This window comes from Flagellimonas amphidinii (assembly GCF_013090115.1).
Classification (GTDB): domain Bacteria; phylum Bacteroidota; class Bacteroidia; order Flavobacteriales; family Flavobacteriaceae; genus Flagellimonas; species Flagellimonas amphidinii.
Genome location: NZ_JABFNN010000017.1, coordinates 153068 through 175616, shown reverse-complemented (window position 1 = coordinate 175616; position 22549 = coordinate 153068). Strand labels below are relative to the sequence as shown.

General features: G+C 40.5%; 19 protein-coding genes. 5 read left to right on the top strand and 14 right to left on the bottom strand.

The features are described from left to right. The first annotated feature begins 75 nt into the window (after window positions 1-75). The gene (locus HJC33_RS01130; RefSeq protein ID WP_171656946.1) at window positions 76-873 is read left to right on the top strand and encodes a DNA/RNA non-specific endonuclease; all 798 of its coding nucleotides are present in this window, start codon (window positions 76-78) and stop codon (window positions 871-873) included. Here the strand turns inward: HJC33_RS01130 and rodA are convergent. From rodA to HJC33_RS01095, 7 genes are all read right to left on the bottom strand, one after another. Beyond that, window positions 870-2153, bottom strand: a complete 1284-nt coding sequence (rodA, locus tag HJC33_RS01125) for a rod shape-determining protein RodA (RefSeq protein ID WP_171656945.1) — start codon at window positions 2151-2153, stop codon at window positions 870-872. The genes HJC33_RS01130 and rodA overlap by 4 nt on opposite strands. Next, the gene (locus tag HJC33_RS01120; RefSeq protein WP_171656944.1) at window positions 2143-4011 is read right to left on the bottom strand and encodes a peptidoglycan D,D-transpeptidase FtsI family protein; all 1869 of its coding nucleotides are present in this window, start codon (window positions 4009-4011) and stop codon (window positions 2143-2145) included. Before HJC33_RS01120 ends, rodA begins: the two co-directional genes overlap by 11 nt. Before the next feature lie 43 nt (window positions 4012-4054). Continuing rightward, on the bottom strand, window positions 4055-4561 hold the full coding sequence (locus HJC33_RS01115) for a rod shape-determining protein MreD (RefSeq protein ID WP_171656943.1): 507 nt from the start codon (window positions 4559-4561) through the stop codon (window positions 4055-4057). Continuing rightward, window positions 4554-5366 carry a rod shape-determining protein MreC gene (gene mreC, locus HJC33_RS01110; RefSeq protein WP_171656942.1) on the bottom strand — a complete coding sequence of 271 codons (813 nt, stop codon included), beginning with the start codon at window positions 5364-5366 and terminating at the stop codon, window positions 4554-4556. The genes HJC33_RS01115 and mreC overlap by 8 nt, the downstream gene beginning before the upstream one ends. Before the next feature lie 59 nt (window positions 5367-5425). Then, the gene (locus HJC33_RS01105) at window positions 5426-6454 is read right to left on the bottom strand and encodes a rod shape-determining protein (protein ID WP_171656941.1); all 1029 of its coding nucleotides are present in this window, start codon (window positions 6452-6454) and stop codon (window positions 5426-5428) included. Between the two features lie 54 nt (window positions 6455-6508). Next, window positions 6509-8041, bottom strand: coding sequence for a bifunctional phosphoribosylaminoimidazolecarboxamide formyltransferase/IMP cyclohydrolase (purH, locus tag HJC33_RS01100; RefSeq protein ID WP_171656940.1), 1533 nt, complete (start codon window positions 8039-8041; stop codon window positions 6509-6511). Window positions 8042-8132: 91 nt separating this feature from the next. Further along, window positions 8133-8585, bottom strand: a complete 453-nt coding sequence (locus HJC33_RS01095; RefSeq protein ID WP_171656939.1) for a GAF domain-containing protein — start codon at window positions 8583-8585, stop codon at window positions 8133-8135. Window positions 8586-8724: 139 nt separating this feature from the next. Between HJC33_RS01095 and HJC33_RS01090 the strand changes: the two genes are divergently transcribed. The 4 genes from HJC33_RS01090 (at window position 8725) to HJC33_RS01075 (ending at window position 12529) form a co-directional block, all read left to right on the top strand. Further along, on the top strand, window positions 8725-9132 hold the full coding sequence (locus tag HJC33_RS01090) for an HYC_CC_PP family protein (RefSeq protein WP_272620852.1): 408 nt from the start codon (window positions 8725-8727) through the stop codon (window positions 9130-9132). 75 nt (window positions 9133-9207) lie between these two features. Then, window positions 9208-11442 carry a TonB-dependent receptor gene (locus HJC33_RS01085; protein WP_171656938.1) on the top strand — a complete coding sequence of 745 codons (2235 nt, stop codon included), beginning with the start codon at window positions 9208-9210 and terminating at the stop codon, window positions 11440-11442. Between the two features lie 19 nt (window positions 11443-11461). Continuing rightward, on the top strand, window positions 11462-11818 hold the full coding sequence (locus tag HJC33_RS01080) for a heavy-metal-associated domain-containing protein (protein WP_171656937.1): 357 nt from the start codon (window positions 11462-11464) through the stop codon (window positions 11816-11818). After that, window positions 11819-12529, top strand: coding sequence for a heavy metal translocating P-type ATPase (locus tag HJC33_RS01075; protein WP_171656936.1), 711 nt, complete (start codon window positions 11819-11821; stop codon window positions 12527-12529). Between the two features lie 56 nt (window positions 12530-12585). Here HJC33_RS01075 and HJC33_RS01070 read toward each other — a convergent pair whose 3' ends face one another. The 7 genes from HJC33_RS01070 to HJC33_RS01040 form a co-directional block, all read right to left on the bottom strand. Then, the gene (locus tag HJC33_RS01070; protein WP_246245450.1) at window positions 12586-14103 is read right to left on the bottom strand and encodes an alpha-L-fucosidase; all 1518 of its coding nucleotides are present in this window, start codon (window positions 14101-14103) and stop codon (window positions 12586-12588) included. After that, window positions 14100-16772: a glycoside hydrolase family 3 protein gene (locus HJC33_RS01065; RefSeq protein WP_171656935.1), complete on the bottom strand. Its 2673-nt coding sequence runs from the start codon at window positions 16770-16772 to the stop codon at window positions 14100-14102. Before HJC33_RS01065 ends, HJC33_RS01070 begins: the two co-directional genes overlap by 4 nt. A gap of 45 nt (window positions 16773-16817) precedes the next feature. Further along, window positions 16818-19049, bottom strand: a complete 2232-nt coding sequence (locus HJC33_RS01060) for a DUF4838 domain-containing protein (protein ID WP_171656934.1) — start codon at window positions 19047-19049, stop codon at window positions 16818-16820. A 166-nt stretch (window positions 19050-19215) separates the two neighbouring features. Beyond that, complete coding sequence (groL, locus tag HJC33_RS01055; protein WP_171656933.1) at window positions 19216-20847, bottom strand: chaperonin GroEL; 1632 nt, start codon at window positions 20845-20847, stop codon at window positions 19216-19218. Window positions 20848-20869: 22 nt separating this feature from the next. Then, window positions 20870-21148, bottom strand: coding sequence for a co-chaperone GroES (locus HJC33_RS01050; protein WP_171656932.1), 279 nt, complete (start codon window positions 21146-21148; stop codon window positions 20870-20872). A gap of 146 nt (window positions 21149-21294) precedes the next feature. Then, complete coding sequence (secG, locus tag HJC33_RS01045; protein ID WP_171656931.1) at window positions 21295-21663, bottom strand: preprotein translocase subunit SecG; 369 nt, start codon at window positions 21661-21663, stop codon at window positions 21295-21297. Between the two features lie 7 nt (window positions 21664-21670). Continuing rightward, a complete protein-coding gene (locus tag HJC33_RS01040; protein WP_171656930.1) occupies window positions 21671-22546 on the bottom strand; it encodes a hypothetical protein in 876 nt (291 codons plus the stop codon). Window positions 22547-22549: the final 3 nt, after the last annotated feature.

The window sequence follows — 22549 nt, the reverse complement described above, 5'->3', positions numbered from 1 at the left end:
TGAAAAATATTAGCCAGCCATTTCGGTTGGCTTTTTTATTGAAGAGATGTTTAGTTTTGCACCAAATCTTTAGGTTTGAAAAATAAAACCATATACACCCTACTTTTAATAATCTGTATCGTTGGCTTTTGGCTATTTGAAAATTTCTACACCCCTGCCAAATATTCCAACCCTAAAGCTGATGCTCACAATGGTATGGATAAAGATTGGTTGCCTAGATCTACAACCGGAATGATTGTGCAACACGAGCATTTTGTCTTGTCTTATAGTGAACCACATGAACAGGCAGAGTGGGTGGCCTATCAACTAAAGAAAGAACACCTAACCTATGATGATCGAGAAAGACCCTACTTTATTGAAGACCCAAAAGTAAAAAGCAAGTCCGCAGACTGGAAAAATTATAGAGGTTCTGGATATGACAGGGGGCACTTATGCCCGGCAGGAGACAGAAGATTTTCGGAATACGCCTATAATGAAACGTTTTATACCAGTAACATCAGCCCTCAGGACAGGGAATTTAATGCAGGTGTTTGGAACCGATTGGAACAACAAGTACGCTTTTGGTGCAAAAAGTATGGGGATTTGATTGTTGTTACTGGAGGTGTCTTGGAAGATGGACTGGAGGAGATTGGAACAGAGGATGTGGATGTCCCGGACCATTTTTACAAAATAATACTTAGAAATAATGATGATTCATCTAGCGCGTTGGCTTTTTTGATACCCAATGAACCATCAGGGCAATCCATACAGCACTTTTTGGTTTCCATAGATCAAGTTGAAAACATTACCGGGATTGATTTTTTTGAAAAGCAATCTAAAGATTGGCAGGAAAAAGTTGAGGGACAAATACAAAAATCTGGTTGGAAATTTTAAATACCATCTTTCAATCTGTTCGAATCGAGCTTTAAGAAAATGAACAAGAGCATGGTGAAAAATATTAATCCAGAACCACCATAGCTAAAAAACGGTAGAGGAACCCCAATGGTGGGTAATAGACCTATCACCATCCCTATATTGATAAAATAATGGAACACTAAAATGGAAATGACACCATAACCGTACATTCGGTTGAAGTCGCTCTTTTGCCTTTCTGCAAGTTGTATCAGTCTCAAAAAGAAAATAGAGAAAAGTAGGATTACAGAAACCGTTCCCAAAAAGCCCCATTCTTCACCCACAGAACTAAAAATATAATCCGTATGTTGTTCTGGTACAAAATCCCCTTTTGTACGTGTTCCTTCCAGAAAACCTTTTCCAAAAAAACCTCCGGATTCAATGGCTTTTTCAGATTGATAGGTATTATAGCCAATGGTTTTCCGAATTTCCTCCAACTTACTTTCATCCTTTTCCAAGCTTAACCACAAAGCAAAACGATCCCTGTGGCGCTGTTCAAAAACATTGTCGTAGACAAAATCAACCGATAAGGAGAAAAGAACGGAAAGTATGATGGTGCCAATTACCGGAATGAAAGGGATTTTTAAAGATGCTTTCTTGAATGTATACATCAAAATTGTGAGAATTACCAAGCCAATGGCCACCCATACAGTTCCGAACATCAAGGTGGTGGTAAACAACACTACCATGAACAATAATATTCCAAGGTAAAACAATGGGAATCCTTCTCTAAAGAGCACAAAAAACAGGGAAAAGTAGATTAGAGCACTTCCTGGATCAGGTTGAGGGAGTATTAAGAGTGCAGGAATCAGAATGATTATGACAGCAAATAGTTGGTGTTTTCCTGTTTTTAAATCGGTTTGTATATCACTCAAAAACTTGGCGAGTGCCAAAGCGGTCGTAACCTTGGCCAATTCTGATGGCTGAAGGTTAAAGAAGCCTAAATCATACCAAGAGGTTGCTCCTGCTATTGTTTTTCCGAAGAGAAAAAGACCAAGCAATAGTATAATGGAGACAATATAAAAAATGGATGCAAACCGTTCAAAAAGGTTAGCTTCGACAAATAGCACCAAGATAATTCCCCAAAAAGCCAATCCGATGAAAAAGAGCTGTTTGCCATATAATGTGGAAAAATCAAAAATTGAAGCTTCTGGGCCGGTCAATGTGGTAGAATAAATATTGACCCACCCTATGAGGACTAAAAGTGCATAGAGAAAAACAGTAAGCCAATCTATTCTTCCAAAGAGCCCTTTACCAGACATATTCGTTTATCTTAAAAGGTTCTCCACTATAAGGTTTGGCATATTCATGTTCCAAGGTTTTTTCCAACATGCGTTTTTCCAAATCTTTTCTTGTGATTTCACCTTTTATATATTTTTCAATCAATAGTGATGCAATATGACCTGCATATCGTCCGCCATAATATCCATTTTCAATGTACACTGCCAGGGCAATCTTGGGATTCTCTATAGGGGCGAAGGCCACAAAAATGGAATGGTCCGTAAGTTGCATACGTTCCCCATTTACCCGGATGAAATTTTCAACCGTACCTGTTTTTCCGGCAATTTCAATTCCAGGAACCTGGATCCATCGGGCAGTACCATATTTATAAACATTGGCCATGCCTTCAATAACAGGTTCAAAATGTTTGCGGTCTATGGTGGTATAGTGGGGTTCAGTGTATCTGGGGTCAATAGATCCGGTAGTTCCGATGCTTTTTAGCACATGGGGAGTGTAGAAATAACCTCGATTGGCTATGGCGGCGGTCATGTTGGCCAGTTGTAGGGGCGTGGCCGCTACCTCTCCTTGCCCAATGGAATTGGAGATAATATACGAAGAGGACCATCTATTATCGCCATAGGCACGGTCATAATAGGCCTTATTGGGAATTCGACCAGGACTTCCGGTTGGTAGGTCCGTTCCCAAATAGTCTCCCAGGCCAAAGCTTCTCATATGTTTTTCCCAGACATCCATACCCTCGTCAGTGGTGGGGTATTTGCCATAGATCTTTCTAAAGGTTCCGGCAAAGTAGGCATTGCAGGAATGGTAGATTCCCGAGTTCATATTACGTACACCTCCTCCGCAATGACATCCTCTCAAAGTATTGCCCACATAAAAACCATTATAGCATCGGAATTTTGTATCGGTGTCTATGACCCCTTCTTGCAAGGCTACCAGGGCATTAAGAATCTTAAAAGGGGATCCGGGCGAGGGATGTGCCAAAATAGAACGGTCCCATGTGGGTTTGGAAATGGTATCGTAATGTAGTTTTGAATAATTCTTGGAGCGTTCCCTGCCGACCAAAAGGGAGGGGTCGTACGTAGGACCGGAGATCATGGCCAAAATTTCACCTGATTTAGGTTCAATGGCAACGATGCCACCCCGCTTGCCATGCATCAATTTTTCGCCGTACTCTTGCAAGGTCTTGTCCAGAGTAATCAGGATTTCCTTTCCCTGTTCTGGAAGGGTATCCAGCTTTCCACCTTTATAAGGGCCTATATCGCGATTAAAACGGTCCTTTTGAACAAATTGAACCCCTTTTCTACCTCTGAGGACTTCTTCGTATTGTTTTTCAATGCCCGTATGTCCCTTTAATTCACCGGCACGGTAGTAGGGATTTTTTTTCAGTTCCCATTCCCCTACTTCACTAATATAGCCCAGTACATTGGCAGCACTGTTGGTTGCATAATATCTTAACGACCTTTTTTGGATGTAAAAACCATCAAAATGCCTCATTTTTTCCTGAAGACGCGCATAATCTTCTTTGGACAACTGCGGCACCAAAACGGATGGAAGTCTGGGCGAATATCTTCGTGCCTTGGTCATTTTTTCAATAAATGCAATTTTGTCTATGCCCAAAAGCCCACAAAACTCCAAAGTATCCAAGGGATTTACTTCACGAGGAATGACCATGACATCGTATGCAGGTTGATTTCCCACCAAAAGTTTCCCATTCCGGTCATAAATATATCCTCTTTCAGGGTAATCATAAATAGCTTTGATGGCTGGGTCTTCCAAGGTTTGATCAGGAGAGAAGCGAAAAAGCTGCAAGTAGGATAACCTTCCAATGAAGGTGAATCCTATGATAACGATAATGGAGGATAAGAGCAGTTTTTTCATAATGCCTTCCAACTATATTTATTCCAACGAAATAACAACTTTTTTATTCGTTTTTGGGACTAAACAATGAACTAAAAAGTGCGCATAACATCAAAGTTACAATACCTGTGGTAAAAACCTTTTTTAAAATCAACACGAAGTGGGATATGCTTAAAACTTCCAAAGAGAAAAAAATAACTTGGTGTACTAGGATTAAAAGCGCCAAAAAAGTAAGCCTTTGGATTTTGGTGGTGTTTTTAAAACTAAAATTTTGAAATTCATAATTTACCCCAAAACAGAAACGCATCAGTACAGGTCTTACATAAGCAATAGTCAAAGATGCAATGGTATGGATGGCCAATGTATCGGAAAAAACATCAATAATAAAGCCCAATAAAAAGGATGCGATCAGAAACAAAGCTCTATTTCCTTTGATAGGGTACCAGTAGAAGAAGATAACATAAACCAAAGGATTGATGAAACCCAAAAAATTAAGGGTGTTGAAAATCAGCACTTGGGTTAGGACCAACAGCACAAATCGAAGACTATTTAAAAATAGAGCGCTATTCATTTAAGGTTGTTTCTTCCAGAGATTTGATTTCCTCTCTTTGCTTGTTGGTGATTAAATATATGTTTTTGATGTTGGTCATATCATTGAAAAGCTCAACATCAATATTGTAAAAACTCTTTGAAGTATTGAGGTCATATTTTTTGATGACCCCAATGGGAATGTTTTCAGGGAAAATACTTGACATGGCTCCAGTAACTATTGTGTCGCCCACAACCAGAGGAACAAGTCTTGGAATATCTACCAATTGAACCGTGGTGTAGTCCTCTGCATTCCAAACTAATGATCCAAAGAAATTGGTGTTCTTAATTTTGGCATTGATGTTGGATTTTGTGTTGAGCACACTTTGCACGGTGGCAAAATTGTTGGAAACATTTTCAACAATCCCAAGAATACCTTTGGTGGTAATGACTCCCATGTCTTGGGCAACACCATGTTTTTCCCCTTTATTGATGGTCAAGTAGTTTCTGGGGGATGCAAAACTATTTTTAATAAGCGTAGCGCTCATTATTTCGTAGTTTACAGATGAGGTATCAACAACTTGATCGGAAGGCTTTAGGTTAAAAAGCATTTTGCGCAGTTGTCTATTTTCCTTGACAAGCCTTTCATTTTCTTTGCGCAGTCCAAAATATGAGGAAATATTGGATCCTGTATTGTAAATATTTCCAGAAAGCCATTTGGATGAGTTAAAGAATTTGGATTGATGATAGGAATGTGACCTAACCGTCATCACCAAAGAAATAAGCGTAAGAAAGCCGTAAAGGAAAGCATTTCTGTAGCGGAGGATAAAATTGATGATGCGTTGCATGCCATCTGTATGGTTGAAAGTTTGAACGCCCTTAAACTGCTCAGGTACGGTTCACTATCTTATTTAATCAGAATACTCTTGTAGCGTTCTAAATTTTTAAGTGCTATTCCTGTACCGCGTACTACAGCCCTTAAAGGATCTTCTGCAATATAAACAGGTAAATCCGTTTTTTGCGATAATCTTCGATCCAATCCTCTTAGCATAGACCCTCCTCCGGCAAGGTAAATGCCCGTATTGTAAATATCTGCGGCAAGTTCGGGAGGGGTCTGCGATAGGGTCTCCATTACAGCATCTTCAACTCGTAGGATACTTTTGTCCAATGCCTTGGCAATCTCTCTATACGAAACCTGAACCTGTTTCGGTTTACCTGTCAATAAGTCTCTTCCTTGAATGGATTTGTCCTCTGGAGGAGATTTCAAATCCTCCGTGGCAGACCCAATTTCAATTTTTATGGCTTCAGCGGTACTTTCGCCAACGTAAAGGTTGTGTTGGGTACGCATGTAATAAATAATATCGTTGGTGAACACATCCCCTGCAATTTTCACGGACTTGTCGCAAACAATTCCACCCAATGCAATAACGGCAATCTCTGTGGTTCCCCCACCTATGTCAACGATCATGTTCCCTTTGGGCTGCATAATGTCCAGACCAATACCAATGGCAGCGGCCATAGGCTCATGAATAAGGTAGACTTCTTTGCCGTTTACTCTCTCCGCGGATTCTCTTACAGCTCGCATTTCCACTTCGGTAATCCCCGATGGAATACAAATAACCATTCTAAGAGCGGGAGGAAACCATTTTTTCTTTAGTGCCGGAATGTTCTTGATGAACATGTTGATCATTTTTTCCGACGCATCAAAATCCGCTATTACACCATCTTTAAGTGGTCTAATGGTCTTAATGTTCTCATGGGTTTTCCCTTGCATCATATTGGCTTCCCTACCAACAGCAATGATTTTGCCTGTAACACGGTCTCTTGCAACAATGGAAGGACTATCCACCACAACTTTGTCTAAATGAATGATCAAAGTGTTGGCGGTACCGAGGTCAATTGCAATTTCCTCCGTCATAAAATCAAAAAATCCCATAGAATGCTCTTAGTTTTTGGGTTACCGAAAAAATTATCGGCTAATGTACTAAAATTAATGCTTAAAATGCCTAGTGCCAGTCATTACCATGGCCAAACCATTTTCGTTACAATAATCAATGCTCAACTGATCTTTAATAGATCCGCCAGGTTGAATAACACTCTTAATTCCAGCTTTATGTGCTATTTCCACACAATCTGGGAAAGGGAAAAAAGCATCACTGGCCATTACGGCACCTTCCAAATCAAAATTGAAAGATTTGGCTTTGTGAATAGCTTGGTTCAATGCATCTACTCTAGAGGTTTGCCCGGTACCGCTAGCACATAATTGTTTGTTCTTGGCCAAAACAATGGTGTTGCTCTTGGTATGCTTACATAATTTGGATGCAAAGATCAGATCCTCAATTTCTTCAGCTGAAGGTTTATTATCCGTGGCTGGATTTAAGTCATCAGAAGTATCTGTTTTAAGGTCTTTATCTTGAACCAGAACACCATTCAAGCAGGTTCTAACCAATGTTTGTGGTAATTCCACTTCATTTTGTATCAAGATGATCCTGTTCTTTTTTCCTTTTAGGGTTTCTAGGGCATCATCAGTATAGCTTGGTGCAATGACCACTTCACAAAACAGTTTATGGATTTCTTCGGCAGTTTCTTGGTCAATCTCAACATTGGAAATCAAAATTCCCCCAAATGCGGAAACAGGGTCACCTGCCAAGGCATCCACATAAGCTTGCTTTATGGTGTTTCTGGTAGCTAGGCCACAAGCATTGTTATGTTTTAGGATGGCGAAGGTAGGCTCATCTTTTTTAAATTCTTCCATCAAGTTGACGGCCGCATCCACATCCAGCAAGTTGTTGTAGGATAGCTCTTTGCCATGCAGTTTCGTGAACATGGCATCAAAATCTCCAAAGAAAACCCCTTTTTGATGTGGATTTTCCCCATAGCGGAGTACTTGTCCTTTGGTCTCACTGATTTTGAGTGCGGTTTCCCCATTATTTTGGTTGAAATAATTGAAAATGGCCGTATCGTAATGTGATGAAACATTGAAGGCCTTACCGGCAAATCGTTTTCGGTCTTCTAGAGAAGTTGAGCCGTTTCCTTCGGAAATAACATTTAGAAAGTCCTCGTAATCCTCCATTGAGGAAACACAAAGCACATCCTTATAGTTTTTTGCAGCAGCACGGATCAAGGAAATGCCACCGATATCGATTTTTTCAATGATGTCCTGCTCTGAAGCACCACTGGCCACAGTTTTTTCAAAAGGGTAGAGATCTACGATGACAACATCCAACTGTGGAATATCAAATTCTTGCATTTGGGCTACATCACTCTCATTGTCTTGTCTGTTCAATATGCCGCCAAATACTTTGGGGTGTAATGTTTTTACACGTCCGCCCAAAATGGAGGGATAACTGGTAACATCTTCTACGGGAACCACGTTGATGCCGAGGTCACGGATAAACTTTTCGGTTCCCCCAGTGGAATAGAGGGTTACGCCGAGTTCATCCAATTTTTTTACGATGGGCTCCAAACCATCTTTGTGAAATACGGAAATAAGTGCTGCGGAGGCCTTTTTGACAGTGTTCATTTGGTGTCTTAAAATCAAATTCTTAAGCACACAAAAGTAAATTTTTTGTTACTAAAATGTAGGATGGGTTATCAACAAAATAGCATAAGTTTTACAGAATTTTGGCTACTTCAGCATTGATGAATTCCAAAAAGCGCTCGTCCTCTTCCGTAAATGGGTCTGGCGTATTGGAATCAATATCAATTTGGCCAATATTTTCCCCATTGACAAAAAGTGGCACCACAATTTCAGCTTTAACAGTTATGCTGCATGCAATATAGTTATCTTGGGCAGCAACATCGGGGACCACAAAATTTTCATTGCTTACCGCAACTTGTCCGCAAATTCCCTTGCCAAAAGGAATAATGGTGTGGTCGGTAGGTTCTCCGGCATAAGGGCCTAATTTTAATTCCTCTTTGTCACCATTTTTAAAATAGAATCCTACCCAATCGTAATAGGGAATGTTGTTTTGTAATAATTCGCAGATTTCACCAAGACGCGTATCGGTAGTTTTGTCTTCGTCTTGTAAAATGGCCAGTATTTTTGGTCTTAAAGATGCCAGCATAGAATCAATTTTTGCAAATGTATTTCATTTAAGAATAGGTCGGAAATGCCTATAAAACATTATCTCAGTGACCTTAAAGTTTAGTTAAGGAAAATACTTTAAAAACCTCAAAATTGAAATAAATCGTAATTTTGCGCTAGTGAAAAAGTTTTTTCATCATATAACTTCTGTTTTTCTGGCTGCCCTTGTGCTGCTTTCCACAATCTCTTGGACGGTGGACAAGCACCTTTGTATGGGCCGGGTAATGGATATTTCCTTTTTTACGCATGCTGATGATTGTGGAATGGAAGAGGTTGCTGAAGCCATGGGGGAATCGCTGGAAATCCCATGCTGTGACGATGAATCTTTCACAATTGTAGGTCAAGATGACCTGAAACTTTCTTGGGATGATTTGGATTTGAAGCATCAAGTCTTTTTGGTGTCATTCACTAAATCCTATTTGGAATTATATCTTCCTTTGGAAGAACTTCCAGTTCCCAACGAGCAATACCCACCTCCCAATTTAGTCAAGGACATACAGGTCTTGGATCAAGTCTTCTTGATTTGATGTATTGAATTTATACTGTTTACCCGTCTCATTTTTGATTCGGGCTAAGGATTATTAATTTAATACAATATAGTAATGAAACATTTTATAACATTATTTTTTTGGCTTCCAATGCTGATGACCGCCCAAGATAAAATTGATGGGATGGTTATGGAGGCCAATACCGAAAATAAACACATAGGCCTAGCCGGGGCCAACGTATACTGGCAAAATTCTCCCATTGGAACCATCACCAAAGATGACGGGACCTTTAGTATTCCCTATTCAAAGGAGTATGACAAACTTATCATAAGTTTTGTGGGATTTACGACGGATACCCTCACTATTGATGAACCCAAAATGGTACACCATTGGTTGGTGCCTTCAAACCAATTGGATGAAGTGGTGGTGGAACAAGAACGTGAAGCGGTTCAAAAAACTATTTTTTCCTCGCAAAATTTGGTCACTATCAATAGTGCCGAATTATTAAAGGCAGCTTGCTGTAATCTATCGGAAAGCTTTGAAACCAATCCGGCCATAGATGTCAATTTTAACGATGCGCTTACAGGTACAAAGCAAATACAGATGTTGGGACTTACCAGTCCATATTTATTGATTACCCAAGAAAATATTCCCATGGTAAGAGGTGCTTCCCAAGTATATGGACTCACATTTACACCTGGGACTTGGGTAGAAAGTATTCAAATTACCAAAGGTGCCGGAAGTGTTGTGAATGGTTATGAGAGTATTTCGGGGCAAATCAATACCGAATTGCAAAAACCATTGACCGATGTTCCTCTTTTTGTTAACGGTTATGCCAATCTTAATGGACGATTGGAACTGAATACCCATTGGAACACGAAGCTATCCGATAAATGGAGTACGGGACTATATCTACATGGCAATAGAAGGGATATTGAAGTGGATAATAATGATGATGGATTTTTGGATACGCCTTTGGCGAATCAAATTAATATTATGAACCGATGGCAGTACCAGAATCCACAGAAGGGTTGGGTGAGTTTTTTCAATCTAAGGTATTTGAATGATGAAAAACAGGTTGGTGAAGCAGATTTCAATCCAGATACGGACAGATTTACCACCAACGCTTGGGGAAGTGAAATAGATACGGAACGGTTTGATGGGTCTTTGAAATTGGGGTATGTGTTTCCTGAACTGCCCTTTCAAAGTTTTGGATTTCAAGCATCCTATAGTCATCATGGCCAAGATTCGTACTATGGCTTCAACACCTATAACATTGAACATGAAAGTATGTACTCCAACCTAATTTTCAATTCAATATTGGGGAACACCAAACATAAGTTCAAAACGGGTCTTTCATTTGCCTATGATGGTTATGATGAATTGGTCAATGGGGAATCTTTTAGTAGATCAGATAGATCGGCCGGGGTGTTCTTTGAATACAGTTATACCAATTTGGAGAAGTTGAGTTTAACTGCCGGAGCTCGTGTGGATACCCACAATCTCCTGGGGACATTTTTTACACCACGGTTGCATGTGCGGTATACACCGTGGGAAAAAGCAAGCATAAGAGGTTCTTTTGGATTGGGAAGAAGGGCTGCCAATATTTTTGCGGAAAACCAGCGAATGTTTGCTTCATCCAGAACTATTCAACTAGCGGGAAATGGTGGCAATATTTATGGGTTTGACCCCGAGAAAGCAGTAAACTATGGTTTTGGTTTTATTCAAAGATTTAATCTTTTTGAACGTCCTGGAGATTTCTCTGTTGACTTTTATAGAACGGATTTTGACAATCAAATAGTTGTGGATTGGGAAAACCCGCAAGAAGTGAGATTCTCAAATCTGGAAGGTAAGAGCTATGCAAATAGTCTTCAAATAGAATTGAACCATGAGGTGCTACCTGGTTTTGAATTGCGTACCGCATACAAATTTTATGATGTAAAAACGGATTACCAAACGGGGCTGTTGCAAAAACCTTTGCAGGCCCAACATCGGTTTTTTACTAATTTAGGATACAATACGGTCGCTAAGGAGAATGGTTCGCAATGGCGATTTGACTATACCCTAAATCGTATTGGGGAACAGCGATTGCCCGATACATCATCAAATCCTGTAGTGTACCAATTGGGGGACTTTGTCGATGGTTATAGTTTGATGAACGCCCAAGTGACCAAAGTGTTCTCCAAAAAATTTGAAGTATATCTCGGTGGGGAAAACCTGACCAATTTTAAACAGGACAATGCCGTGTTGGGAGCGGATGACCCCTTTGGAACAAATTTTGACACGACCATTGTGTATGCGCCAATTTTTGGTAGAATGCTCTATATGGGTTTTAGATTTAAATCATAACAAATAAATACATATCAATATGAAAATCCGAATAATAATTTTAGCCTGTATGTTGATTTCCTTGACCGGAATCGCTCAGGAGAAGAACAAGAAAATGAGCTTTGAGGTAGATGGTAGGTGCGAAATGTGCAAAATGCGCATAGAAAAGGCCGCACTCAATGTTACTGGAGTAAAGTACGCCCTTTGGGATGTACCCACGCATCAATTGTCCTTGATCGTTGATGAGCGCAAAACCGATGCCATGAAAATAAAGACCGCTATTGCACAGGTGGGACATGATACCAAAGAATTGAAGGCCACCCAGGAAGCTTACGACAACATTCATCCCTGCTGTAAATATCGGGAGGACAATACGGATGATAGCAATAAACACTAAATGAAGCATACATATACGGTAACGGGAATGACATGCCAGGGCTGTGTTGCTTCGGTGACTGAAAAATTATATTCAGTTGGCAATGTGAAAGAGGTTGAGGTTGATTTGGAGAAAAAAGAGGCCACAATTTCAATGGAAAAGCATGTTCCGCTTCAAAAACTCCAGTCGGCGTTATCAGAAAAGTACACGATTTCTGAAAAGGGAAATCATGTGATGGAGATGTCGCCTTCCGAAGAAAAATCGAAATGGGTTCAATTGCGCCCCTTGTTTTTGATTTTTGCCTATTTGTTCGTGGCCGCGTTTCTTTTAAATTTCAAAGACCGGAGTGTTTCAGGGGGCATGTTGGACTTTATGGGGCTTTTTTATATTGTCTTCAGCTTTTTTAAGCTTTTGGATTTAAGGGGTTTCCCTGCAAGTTTTGGAATGTACGATCCATTGGCCAGATTAGTTCCAGCTTATGGTTGGGTATATCCATTTATTGAATTGGGATTGGGACTGCTTTTTCTGATGCGGGTACAGATTCAATTTGCATTGATCGCAACCATAGTGATTTTGGGAATCACCACCTTTGGGGTCACCAAGACCCTCATGGATAAAAAATCGATTCGGTGTGCGTGTTTGGGCACGACCCTTAAATTGCCCATGACGGAAGCAACATTTATAGAAAATGCCATTATGTTGATAATGGCATTATGGATGTTGATGGTTTAAAAGAGATAAAAGCCCCTTCTTCTATTGAAACTGATGTAAAAGGGGCTTTTTGCAACCTATCTCAATTTAACTACAAATGCTTCGGTATTCAATAACTGTGCTTTTCTGCTCTCAGGAAGGGTTATGATAAGTTCATTCCCAACCTTTTTGGTTTTAAGAGTGCTGTTGGTCCCCAATAGTTTTGCTCGCATTTTTTTCTGACCTTCGGCCAATGGAAACTTGATTTCAGGTGGTAAGGTTTCTTGACCTTCTTTAACTAGATAAATTAGATAGATAGAACCGTCATCTTTTGAAGTAAGGCAGATGTTGTCGAACTTATAAGGGGCAATGGCCTTTGTGCCATAAATGGCTTCGCTGTTTACCTTCATCCAGTCTCCAATACTTTCCAATAATTGATAAGCACCTTCATCCCATTCCCCATCAGGGCTAGGAGCAATGTTCAAGAGCAGGTTTCCTCCTTTGGCCACAATGTCCACCAAAGTATGTATGGCCTCATGGCTAGACATATAGTTGGCATTGAAGGAGTAGGACCATCCACCCCCTGAAATAATGCACGATTCCCAAGGGTAGGGCAGTGGTTTTTCAGGAACCCGGTTCTCCGGGGTGAGATAGTTCTGGTTTTTTCCATGGACCGCCCTGTCCACAACAATCAGTCCAGGTTGCTTCTGTCTTGCCTTAACAACCAACTCATCCATTTTAATGTCTTGGTTGATAATTCGATGTTTCAGATACCCATTGTCATTGTCCTTAAGTTGATGGTCGTACCAACTTGTAATGGCAGATTTTGGCTTTTTGGACACCCAGCCACCATCTAACCATAGAATATCCACCTTCCCGTAGTCTGTGAGCAGTTCCAAAATCTGGTTATGGGTGAAATCCACATATTTCTGCCATTTTTTGGGATATGCCTCTGGTTCATAGTTCACGTTTCTGTCTCGTGGCGGGTAGTACGGGTCCCAATAGGAAGGCACGTGCCAGTCTGGTTTGGAAAAATAAGCACCGGCCCAAAAACCTTCATTTCTAAAAGAATCAAAGATTTCTTTGGTAACATTTGCCTTTGGATGTGTTGAGAAAGGTGTTTTGGAATCTGTTATTTTATAATCGGTGTATTTGGAATCGAACATGGAGAACCCATCATGGTGCTTTGTAGTGAAAACCACATATTTCATTCCGGCATATTTGGCGGCCTTTGCCCATTTATCTGGGTCAAACTTTGTTGGGTTGAAGGTTTTTTGTAAATCCTCATATTCCTTTTTATAGGCAAAATAATTATCAGGATTTTCTCCTTTTTTGCGCTCACACCAGCCATATTCCTCTGGACAGAGGGACCAAGATTCTACAATTCCCCATTGACTGTATGCTCCCCAGTGCATCAATAGTCCAAATTTTAAATCTTGCCATTGCTCCAATTTTTCTAATACCAACGGGTCTGTTTCTGGAACATATCGTTCATCTTCATAAATTGCTTGTGCATTCAATGCTCCATAACCTGCTGTCAGAAACAAGAGTAAGGTTATGCCATATTTTTTCGGGAATTTCTTCATTTTAATTTTCTTGTTAGTCTTCATTGTCATTTTCCTTGTGGTTCGGTTACAGTAAAACGTGTGGATAAGGAAGCATCAAAATTGCCGCCTACCCATATTTCAAATTTACCAGGTTCCACGGTTCTTTGCATTTGACGATCCCAAATGGCCAATTCTTCTGGGCCAAGTTCAAATGTAACGGTAGTTTTTTCATCTTTTTCAAGATGTATGCGTTTAAAACCCTTTAGGGTTTTTCGTGGAGTGGTCACGCTGCTGACTAAATCGTTTATATAAAGTTGAACTACTTCCTCTCCAGCTCTATTTCCTGTGTTTTCAACATCTACGGTAATCTTTACTTTTTCATTGGGTGCGATTTGCTCTTGATTTATTTTTAGGTTGGAATAGTTGAATGTGGTATAGCTAAGACCATATCCGAAGGAATAAAGGGGATCCTCGCTTTCTGTTACATACCTATGTATTGCTGAAGGTTTTTGATTGTAATATATGGGTAGCTGTCCAGCTGATTTTGGAAAGGTAATAGGAAGTCTTCCAGCTGGATTATAATCTCCAAAAAGGACCTCTGCAACCGCTTTCCCGCCAAGTTCCCCAGGAAACCAAGCCTCCAAAATTCCATCTACATTGTTATTGGTCCAATTGATGGACAAAGGTCTTCCGTTGAGAAGAACACAGATAACCGGGGTTCCGGTCTCCACGATAGCTTGAATCAGCTCTTTTTGTGCGCCATATAAATCTAAAGTGGCCACATCTCTATTTTCTTCTACCAACTGGGTGGATTCTCCTACCACCACAATGGCCACGTCCGAATTTTTGGCAAGCTCAATGGCCGGTGTCATGTCCAATTTTTTCAAATTCCAACGAAGGTGGGCCCGGGCTCCCCAGCCTCCTTCCCACATTTCAATACGGAGTTTATATTTTTTGTTGGCCTTTAAGTTAACTGGATAAGTAACAATGTTTGTTGATCCCTTGGTCCAATTATCGATTACCAATTGATCGTCCAGCCACATGCGGATACCGTCATCGGAACTTAGGCCCAACCAACCGTCAAAATCAACATCGGGCTGCAAGTAGCCTGTCCAGCGTATGGAAAAATGGTCGTCATTGACCCCGGGCCCCGGAAACCATGGCCAGTCAAATTCCAGCTCGGGATCGATTCGTTCCAAAACGGACTCCCCTTCCAAGTTTCTGTTGTTGAAATATTCCCCTTGCAATCCGTTTTGTTTTCCATCCGGAGTCAACAAATATTTAGATGGGATTATTTGACCAAAATTGATCAATGGAACGCCTTCTTCGTAGTTCACTTCGGATGTATCTCCCACCAAGTTTTGAATGCCTTCTAAAACGGTCATTGCCTTTTTATTTCTAACCGAATAACCTCCTAAACGACTGGCATTGGCATTTGGGCCAATTACTGCAATGCGACCTATATTTTTTTGAAGTGGAAGGACATCGTTATTGTTTTTTAAAAGGCAGATGGATTTTCTGGCGGCTTCCAATGCCCATTGCTGATGTTCTGGAGTGTTTTTACTGGAAGCAATGGAACCTTTTTCAATATAAGGATTTTCGAAAAGCCCTAAAAGGAACTTCAACCGTAGGACCCCTCCGGCGGCACGGTCAATTGCCCTCATGTCCAGTTTGCCCTCTTTGACCAATTTGATGATGGTTTCTTGCCAAAATTCATTTGAAAAATCATAAAACTGCATATCTACACCTGCAGCAACGGCTTGCCTGATGGCTTCTTTAGGGGAATCTGACACAAAATGCACGGTTTGGCCGTATTTAATGGCTCCCAAATCTGAAATGACAATTCCTTTGAATCCCCATTCTTTCCGTAGGACATCTGTGAGCAGCCAACTGTTGACGATGCAGGGAACACCGTCCAGCTCTGAATAAGCACACATGGCACCAAGAGCTCCGCCTTGGATGTATGCCTTTTCAAAAACCGGTAAAAAGTCTTCACGCGCGGTTCTTTCCCCAACAATTACAGGTGACGAATTGCCGCCAGCTTGCGGATAACTATGTACAGCAAAGTGTTTGGGTTCTGAAATAATTGCATCGGGAGCGGAGAGGGTATCTCCCTGCATTCCTTTGACCATTGCCAACCCCAACTCGCTGGCCAAATAAGTATCTTCCCCAAATGTCTCTGCCACTCTTCCCCAACGCGGTTCACGACCTATTCCAAGTACGGGGCCCAGTGCATAATGCACTCCGTGTCCCCGGGCTTCGGTGCCAATGGTTTTTCCAACTTTGTGCATAAGGTCGGTGTCCCAAGTGGCCCCCAAACCTATGTTCATGGGGAAGGCCGTGTTGCCATCGTCCACATAGCCGTGTAAGGCTTCGGCCATAATGAGCGCCGGAATGCCCCATCTGTTGTTTTTGATCACAAATTTTTGCAGATCATTGATCATTTTTTCAGACTTGGGGTAAATATCATGAATAGCACCAACCCCAAGTTCTTCTATAGTGCTTGAAGTTTTTTGTTTGTCGAATTTTTCATCAGTCTTAAAAAGATCACCCTTGTACATGTCCATTTGTCGAACTTTTTCTTCCAAGGACATTCTGGACAATAGGTCGGCAACTCTTTCTTCTACATCCAAAGTACTGTTTTGATAAGGGTAGGTTTGGCCTTGAGCTATTTTGAAAATAAATAATGAACTTAATAGTAAGCCAATTGAAAGAATCCTCTTCATTTTTCTTTTCATTCGTAGTATCAGTTTTTGGAAATTATCTAGTTGTATTATAAGGTGTTAGTCAATAATGATTTCATCAGCAAAAACCCATGAAGGTAATCCGGCATAGTGATGCCAATAGGGGGTTTCGGCAGCTTTCGCCAAAACTTTCACATAACGGACTTCTTTAGTGTCGAAGTTATGGTCAAAATAATGGATTTCATTGATTTTACTGGTTTTGGTCAATGGTTTTGGATTTTTCACCCTACCCAAAGGGAAAAAGTTTTTATTGTCGGCAGAGCCATAATAGGTCACCGAAGTAGGAAGAAAGACCACATGATTTGTAACTTGTAAAAAAGCCATGGAGATGGAACTGATGGTTTGTAGTTCTCCTAAATCCACAACAACATCCATGTCTGTTCCAACATATCCCAACCAATTGGCATAAAAGCTACTTCCTCCGAGTGCACCATCGGTTAGAACCATTGGGTTTTCATCTGCATATTTTGTTGGTTTGGTGAGCGAGGTCACCTTTTTTCCCTTGGCTTTATTCGGTTTTTTGGCCATTTCCAGAGCAGAGACATAGTTGGAACCATACTCATTTATGGTAAAACCCATTTCGTTCATTAGGGTGATATTGTTTTCTTTGGCCGTATTGCTAAAGTTGTCCAAAAGTTGGGCGACTTTAGGATTGATGGATTCCACCCCGTTTTCATCGGTCAAGGTTAAGCTGTAATTCCTGGACAGATTTTTTCTGCTGGCTTCCAATTGGGCATAATCAATCCCCATGCGGGCCGCTTTAACCCTTTTTAGTATTTCAGGGCTATCAGTAACCGCCAGTTCGGCTTGATCAAAAAGATTGGCATATTCATCAAGCAGTTCAATGCTTAAATAAGAATCAAATGCTTCTGAAGGATCTCCATACAAGAAGAGAAAAAACTCTTTGTCTTCTTTTAGTTTGGAGTGAATTAAATCAATATAACTCTTAATAAATGGTCCCGCTTCTTGATAATACCCATTAGTGAATTCTTCCAATAATGTGTCAAAGTCCAAATCAGGATTCCATAATAACTTTGCTGTGATGTAGGAACGTAGCTCAAAAAGTTCACTTGGGTTGTGACTATGCTGTTCAAAAACCCATTTGGCATTGTTGTCACGAAACAACTCAATATTGGGTTTTAACGTCTGGATGTTGGGAAAGGGGGCTAGAAAGTTTGTGAATTGAGTTGTGTAATCCCAAATTCGAATATTGTTTGTCAATTTTCCCCAACCTATAAGGTCATCTGCAAAATCGGCGCATTTTTCTGAAATTGGGCCACTTCTATCGCATTCAATGGAGCAGAGTGTAATCAGGACATTCTTTTCTGGTTTGATTTTTGGAGGCCTTCGGGTATGTTGGTAAGCCAATGTTGAAATGGTCTTTTCTGGAAAAGCTTTGGCGACTTCATTGACAAAGTGAATCATGGTGCCGGCTGGACTACCCTCTTCAGTATCAATCTTGCTACAATTGGGGCACTGGCAATATTGTTGATTGTCATCTTGGCTCACGGAAATAACCGAAGCTTCAGGGTGTTGTTCAAAAAGCGAGCTGACCGAATCTTTTACAATCTCTAAGACGTTTTCATTGGTCAAGCATAATTGTGTAGGTAACCGTTTGCCATCTCGCAAAGCATAATATGCTGGATGGGATTCGTAAAAAACTTCTTCGGGCACGAACTTATGAAATGTATGCACCGCTGCTGAGGGCACGTAAGTAGGAAACGCTTCATAGGTGACCTTAAGTTGGTCTGAAAAATCGGTATTTTCATAAAAAAGTCTGGAGTGTACCGTCCTAGTGGTTATTTCTGGAGTATAGCTAAAATCAATGGGGTCCAGTTTTATTGTTGTAAGCGACGGAATTTTCTCAGTATCGGGAGTATACCATTTACAGTTAAGGTATCTCTCTAAAAATTCAAATACTGCATTGTTGATGGCACTATCTGAACCACCAGTAATGAAAAGATTGCCGTTTTTGGTTTTGATTTTAATCTGATGTGGGTCTATGTTTTCCCCTTTTATGTTGCCGATATAAATTTTGCTTTTTTCAGGGGTGTGAGAGCTTTCGTCAACCAAGTCCAATTTTACGGCACTTATTTTTTCTAAAAAGGATTGTAGTTGTAAAGCAGATTTATATTGACTTTCAGAAGAGTTGTCAGAATAAACAATTTCATAATCGGTATTTCCATTTTTGACCAGTATGATTCGGTCGTTGGAACATGAGACTATTAAGAGTTCCATCAAGAGTAAAAATATAATATTCTTCCTCTTCATTAAAAGTAGTTTTTCTGCTGGGTTGTGGTTGAATTTTAGAAATTAATCAATTTGAGGTTTTTTACAGAAACTTTTAGACCAAGGACAGTTGAAAAAGTACGGACAACAGTATAAATAAAAAGCCCATGGATTTCCATGGGCTTTTTGCAGTTATTTCTTTTAGAAATTACATCATACCGGGCATTCCACCGCCACCCATTGGAGGCATTGGAGGAGTGTCTTCTTTGATGTCGGTCAATGCACATTCCGTGGTTAGAATCATACCTGCAACCGAGGCTGCATTTTCCAAAGCAACGCGGGTTACTTTTTTAGGGTCAATGATTCCAGCTTGAAGCATATCTACATATTTATCGCTTTTGGCATCGTATCCAAAATCCTTTTTGCCTTCAAGTACTTTAGCAATTACTACAGATCCTTCACCGCCAGCGTTTTCAACAATAGTGCGCAAAGGAGCTTCTATGGCTTTGGCTACAATTTGAACTCCTGTAGTTTCATCCAATGACTCTGTTTCCAATTTCTCAAGTACTTTTTTAGCTCTGACCAAGGCAACTCCACCACCGGCAACAATACCTTCTTCAACAGCGGCACGTGTTGCATGCAATGCATCGTCTACACGGTCTTTTTTCTCCTTCATTTCCACTTCGGATGCGGCACCTACGTAAAGAACTGCAACACCTCCGGCCAATTTGGCCAAACGCTCTTGAAGTTTTTCCTTGTCGTAGTCAGAAGTTGTGGTTTCAATTTGCGATTTGATTTGGTTTACTCTGGCTTTAATGTCAGCAGCTTTCCCAGAACCATTCACAATGGTAGTATTGTCTTTGTCGATGGTCACTGTCTCGGCAGTACCCAACATGTCCAAAGAAGCATTTTCCAAGGAGAAACCTCTTTCTTCAGAAATTACAGTACCCCCAGTAAGGATGGCAATATCTTCCAACATTGCTTTTCTTCTATCTCCAAAACCTGGTGCTTTTACAGCGGCAATTTTAAGTCCACCTCTAAGCTTGTTCACTACTAAAGTGGCAAGGGCTTGTCCTTCAACATCTTCGGCGATGATCAAAAGAGGTCTTCCGGATTGAGCAACTGGCTCAAGGATTGGAAGGATTTCCTGAAGATTAGAGATTTTTTTATCGAAAAGAAGAATGTAAGGATTCTCCAAATCGGCAATCATTTTGTCAGTATCAGTTACAAAGTAAGGAGAAAGATATCCTCTATCAAACTGCATTCCTTCAACAACATCCACATAAGTATCTGTTCCTTTTGCTTCCTCTACAGTGATGACCCCTTCTTTGCCAACTTTATCAAAAGCTGTGGCGATAAGGTCGCCAATGGTTTCATCATTGTTTGAAGAAATAGAGGCTACTTGTTTGATTTTGTCAGAATCGCTGCCAACTTTTTTGGCTTGTTTTTCCAAATCAGTCACAAGACCTTCTACTGCTTTGTCAATCCCACGTTTCAAATCCATTGGGTTGGCACCTGCAGCAACATTTTTAAGACCTTCTTTTACAATAGCCTGGGCTAAAACGGTAGCTGTTGTGGTACCGTCACCCGCTTGGTCGTTGGTTTTGGAAGCAACTTCCTTCACCATTTGTGCACCCATATCTTCAAGAGCGTCTTCCAATTCAATTTCTTTGGCTACGGAAACCCCATCTTTGGTCACTTGTGGAGCTCCAAAGGATTTACTGATGATTACGTTTCTACCTTTAGGGCCTAGCGTTACTTTTACTGCTTCGGCCAATTTGTCAACACCTCGTTTTAGGCCGTCACGTGCGTCTATATCAAACTTAATATCTTTTGCCATTTTTTAGTTGATTTTTTCTGAATTAAACAATTGCTAAAATGTCACTTTCTCTCATGATCAAGTAATCTACACCGTCAAGCTTTAGTTCTGTGCCTGCGTATTTACCGTACAGTACCATGTCACCATCCTTGACGGTCATTGGCTCATCTTTGGTTCCTGGTCCAACGGCCACTATTTTTCCTCTTTGTGGTTTTTCTTTTGCGGTATCTGGAATGATGATGCCGGAGGCTGTTTTGGTTTCGGCTTGGGCTGGTTCTACAAGAACCCTGTCCGCCAATGGTTTGATATTAACTTTAGCCATATTTATAATTTTTAGGTATTTGATTTAAAAATTCCCGAAACTTTGGGCAGAAATTATGCCATTACCAAAAAAACTGACATTATGGGAAATGAAAATGCCAGCTTGTCACTTAAGCTGGCATTTTGATATATTATTAGTATGCATTATTAATTGATGGTGTCCAAAGGATTAGATTCATTGGACGGTGGAAGTTGTTCAGGAACTTCCTCTGGAACTGTTTCTGGAATAGTTGCTTCCGTATCATCTCCTTGCAACAATTTAGAATCTGATTGGCTATAGCTTCCCTTAAGTGATATATTGGAAAGCAAAATAAGAACAATCAACAAAGTTGCCAAGGTCCAGGTACTCTTATCCAAAAAGTCCCCTGTTTTCTTGACCCCTCCTACAACTTGGTTTCCACCTCCGCCAAATGAAGAGGACAATCCGCCGCCTTTAGGGTTTTGAACCATAATGACCAAAACCAATAGTAGGCAAACTATGATGATAAGTATCAAAAAAATTGTAAACGTACTCATTGTAATCTCATTCTTTTTCTTTCTGCAGCTTCTTCACCGCCCGAATTTGGTCTGCAAAGAAACCACTTTTTTCTGGATATTTCAAGCTCAATATTTTATAGGCTTGAATAGCCTTTTTGTACTTCTTTTGCTCTAGATATACCTTGGCAAGAGTCTCTGTCATTAACTCATTTTTGTCGATCTTGGTTGACTCTTTAATGTTCACTTTTACTTTGGAGTCTTCTTTGGGGACAATTTTTGGGTTGTTTTCAATGAATTTGTCCAGTAAATCAAACTTTTGCTTTTTGTCCAGAATGACAGAGGTTTCATCCTGTATAGCTTCTTCGGATGGATTAGAGGTCAATTGCAACCACTCTGTAAAGGAATGTTTTTCTTTTTTGGTAAACGAAAGAGGTTTGCCCAATTGCAGGTCAGTTTCCGGAGTTGACTCTTCTGGAGGAAGTTCTTCTTCTGTTTGTTTGGATTTGAAAAGCGCTGGGTCCAATATCTGTTCTGCATCTTCAATGTTTTGAGGCAATGCTTCTTCTGAATCTCCAAGAATAGTTGTCATTTCTGGATTGGGCTCTATTTCTTCTGATACCGCTTTTTGTTCCTCAAGCGTAGCTCCTCTTCCCGCTATGGCATCTGCAATGGGATTCTGCGAAAATTCTTTTGAAGTGATATAGTCAAACAATACATCTCTATCTGCAGTATGTGCCGCCGTGACCTTTAGTGTATTGTTGTATTTGTAACTGTCTAAGTTTTTGAGTCCCTTTAAATGTATGGCTCGAGCTGCTTGAAAGTATGGATATTCTTCAATAATATCCTCCAGTTCCCTTGTCTGTTGGGGAGACAGGATGATATTCGATTTTTGGAGAATATGTAGAAAATCCGATACGTTCATGCA

Coding starts and splice junctions, on each gene's coding strand:
- HJC33_RS01095 (WP_171656939.1), bottom strand. CDS start 8,585: ATGCTGGCATCTTTAAGACCAAAAATACTGGCCATTTTACAAGACGAA.
- purH (WP_171656940.1), bottom strand. CDS start 8,041: ATGAACACTGTCAAAAAGGCCTCCGCAGCACTTATTTCCGTATTTCAC.
- groL (WP_171656933.1), bottom strand. CDS start 20,847: ATGGCAAAAGATATTAAGTTTGATATAGACGCACGTGACGGCCTAAAA.
- HJC33_RS01080 (WP_171656937.1), top strand. CDS start 11,462: ATGAAAATCCGAATAATAATTTTAGCCTGTATGTTGATTTCCTTGACC.
- HJC33_RS01070 (WP_246245450.1), bottom strand. CDS start 14,103: ATGACAATGAAGACTAACAAGAAAATTAAAATGAAGAAATTCCCGAAA.
- HJC33_RS01040 (WP_171656930.1), bottom strand. CDS start 22,546: ATGAACGTATCGGATTTTCTACATATTCTCCAAAAATCGAATATCATC.
- HJC33_RS01085 (WP_171656938.1), top strand. CDS start 9,208: ATGAAACATTTTATAACATTATTTTTTTGGCTTCCAATGCTGATGACC.
- rodA (WP_171656945.1), bottom strand. CDS start 2,153: ATGTCTGGTAAAGGGCTCTTTGGAAGAATAGATTGGCTTACTGTTTTT.
- HJC33_RS01065 (WP_171656935.1), bottom strand. CDS start 16,772: ATGAAAAGAAAAATGAAGAGGATTCTTTCAATTGGCTTACTATTAAGT.
- secG (WP_171656931.1), bottom strand. CDS start 21,663: ATGAGTACGTTTACAATTTTTTTGATACTTATCATCATAGTTTGCCTA.
- HJC33_RS01115 (WP_171656943.1), bottom strand. CDS start 4,561: ATGAATAGCGCTCTATTTTTAAATAGTCTTCGATTTGTGCTGTTGGTC.
- mreC (WP_171656942.1), bottom strand. CDS start 5,366: ATGCAACGCATCATCAATTTTATCCTCCGCTACAGAAATGCTTTCCTT.
- HJC33_RS01050 (WP_171656932.1), bottom strand. CDS start 21,148: ATGGCTAAAGTTAATATCAAACCATTGGCGGACAGGGTTCTTGTAGAA.
- HJC33_RS01075 (WP_171656936.1), top strand. CDS start 11,819: ATGAAGCATACATATACGGTAACGGGAATGACATGCCAGGGCTGTGTT.
- HJC33_RS01105 (WP_171656941.1), bottom strand. CDS start 6,454: ATGGGATTTTTTGATTTTATGACGGAGGAAATTGCAATTGACCTCGGT.
- HJC33_RS01060 (WP_171656934.1), bottom strand. CDS start 19,049: ATGAAGAGGAAGAATATTATATTTTTACTCTTGATGGAACTCTTAATA.
- HJC33_RS01120 (WP_171656944.1), bottom strand. CDS start 4,011: ATGAAAAAACTGCTCTTATCCTCCATTATCGTTATCATAGGATTCACC.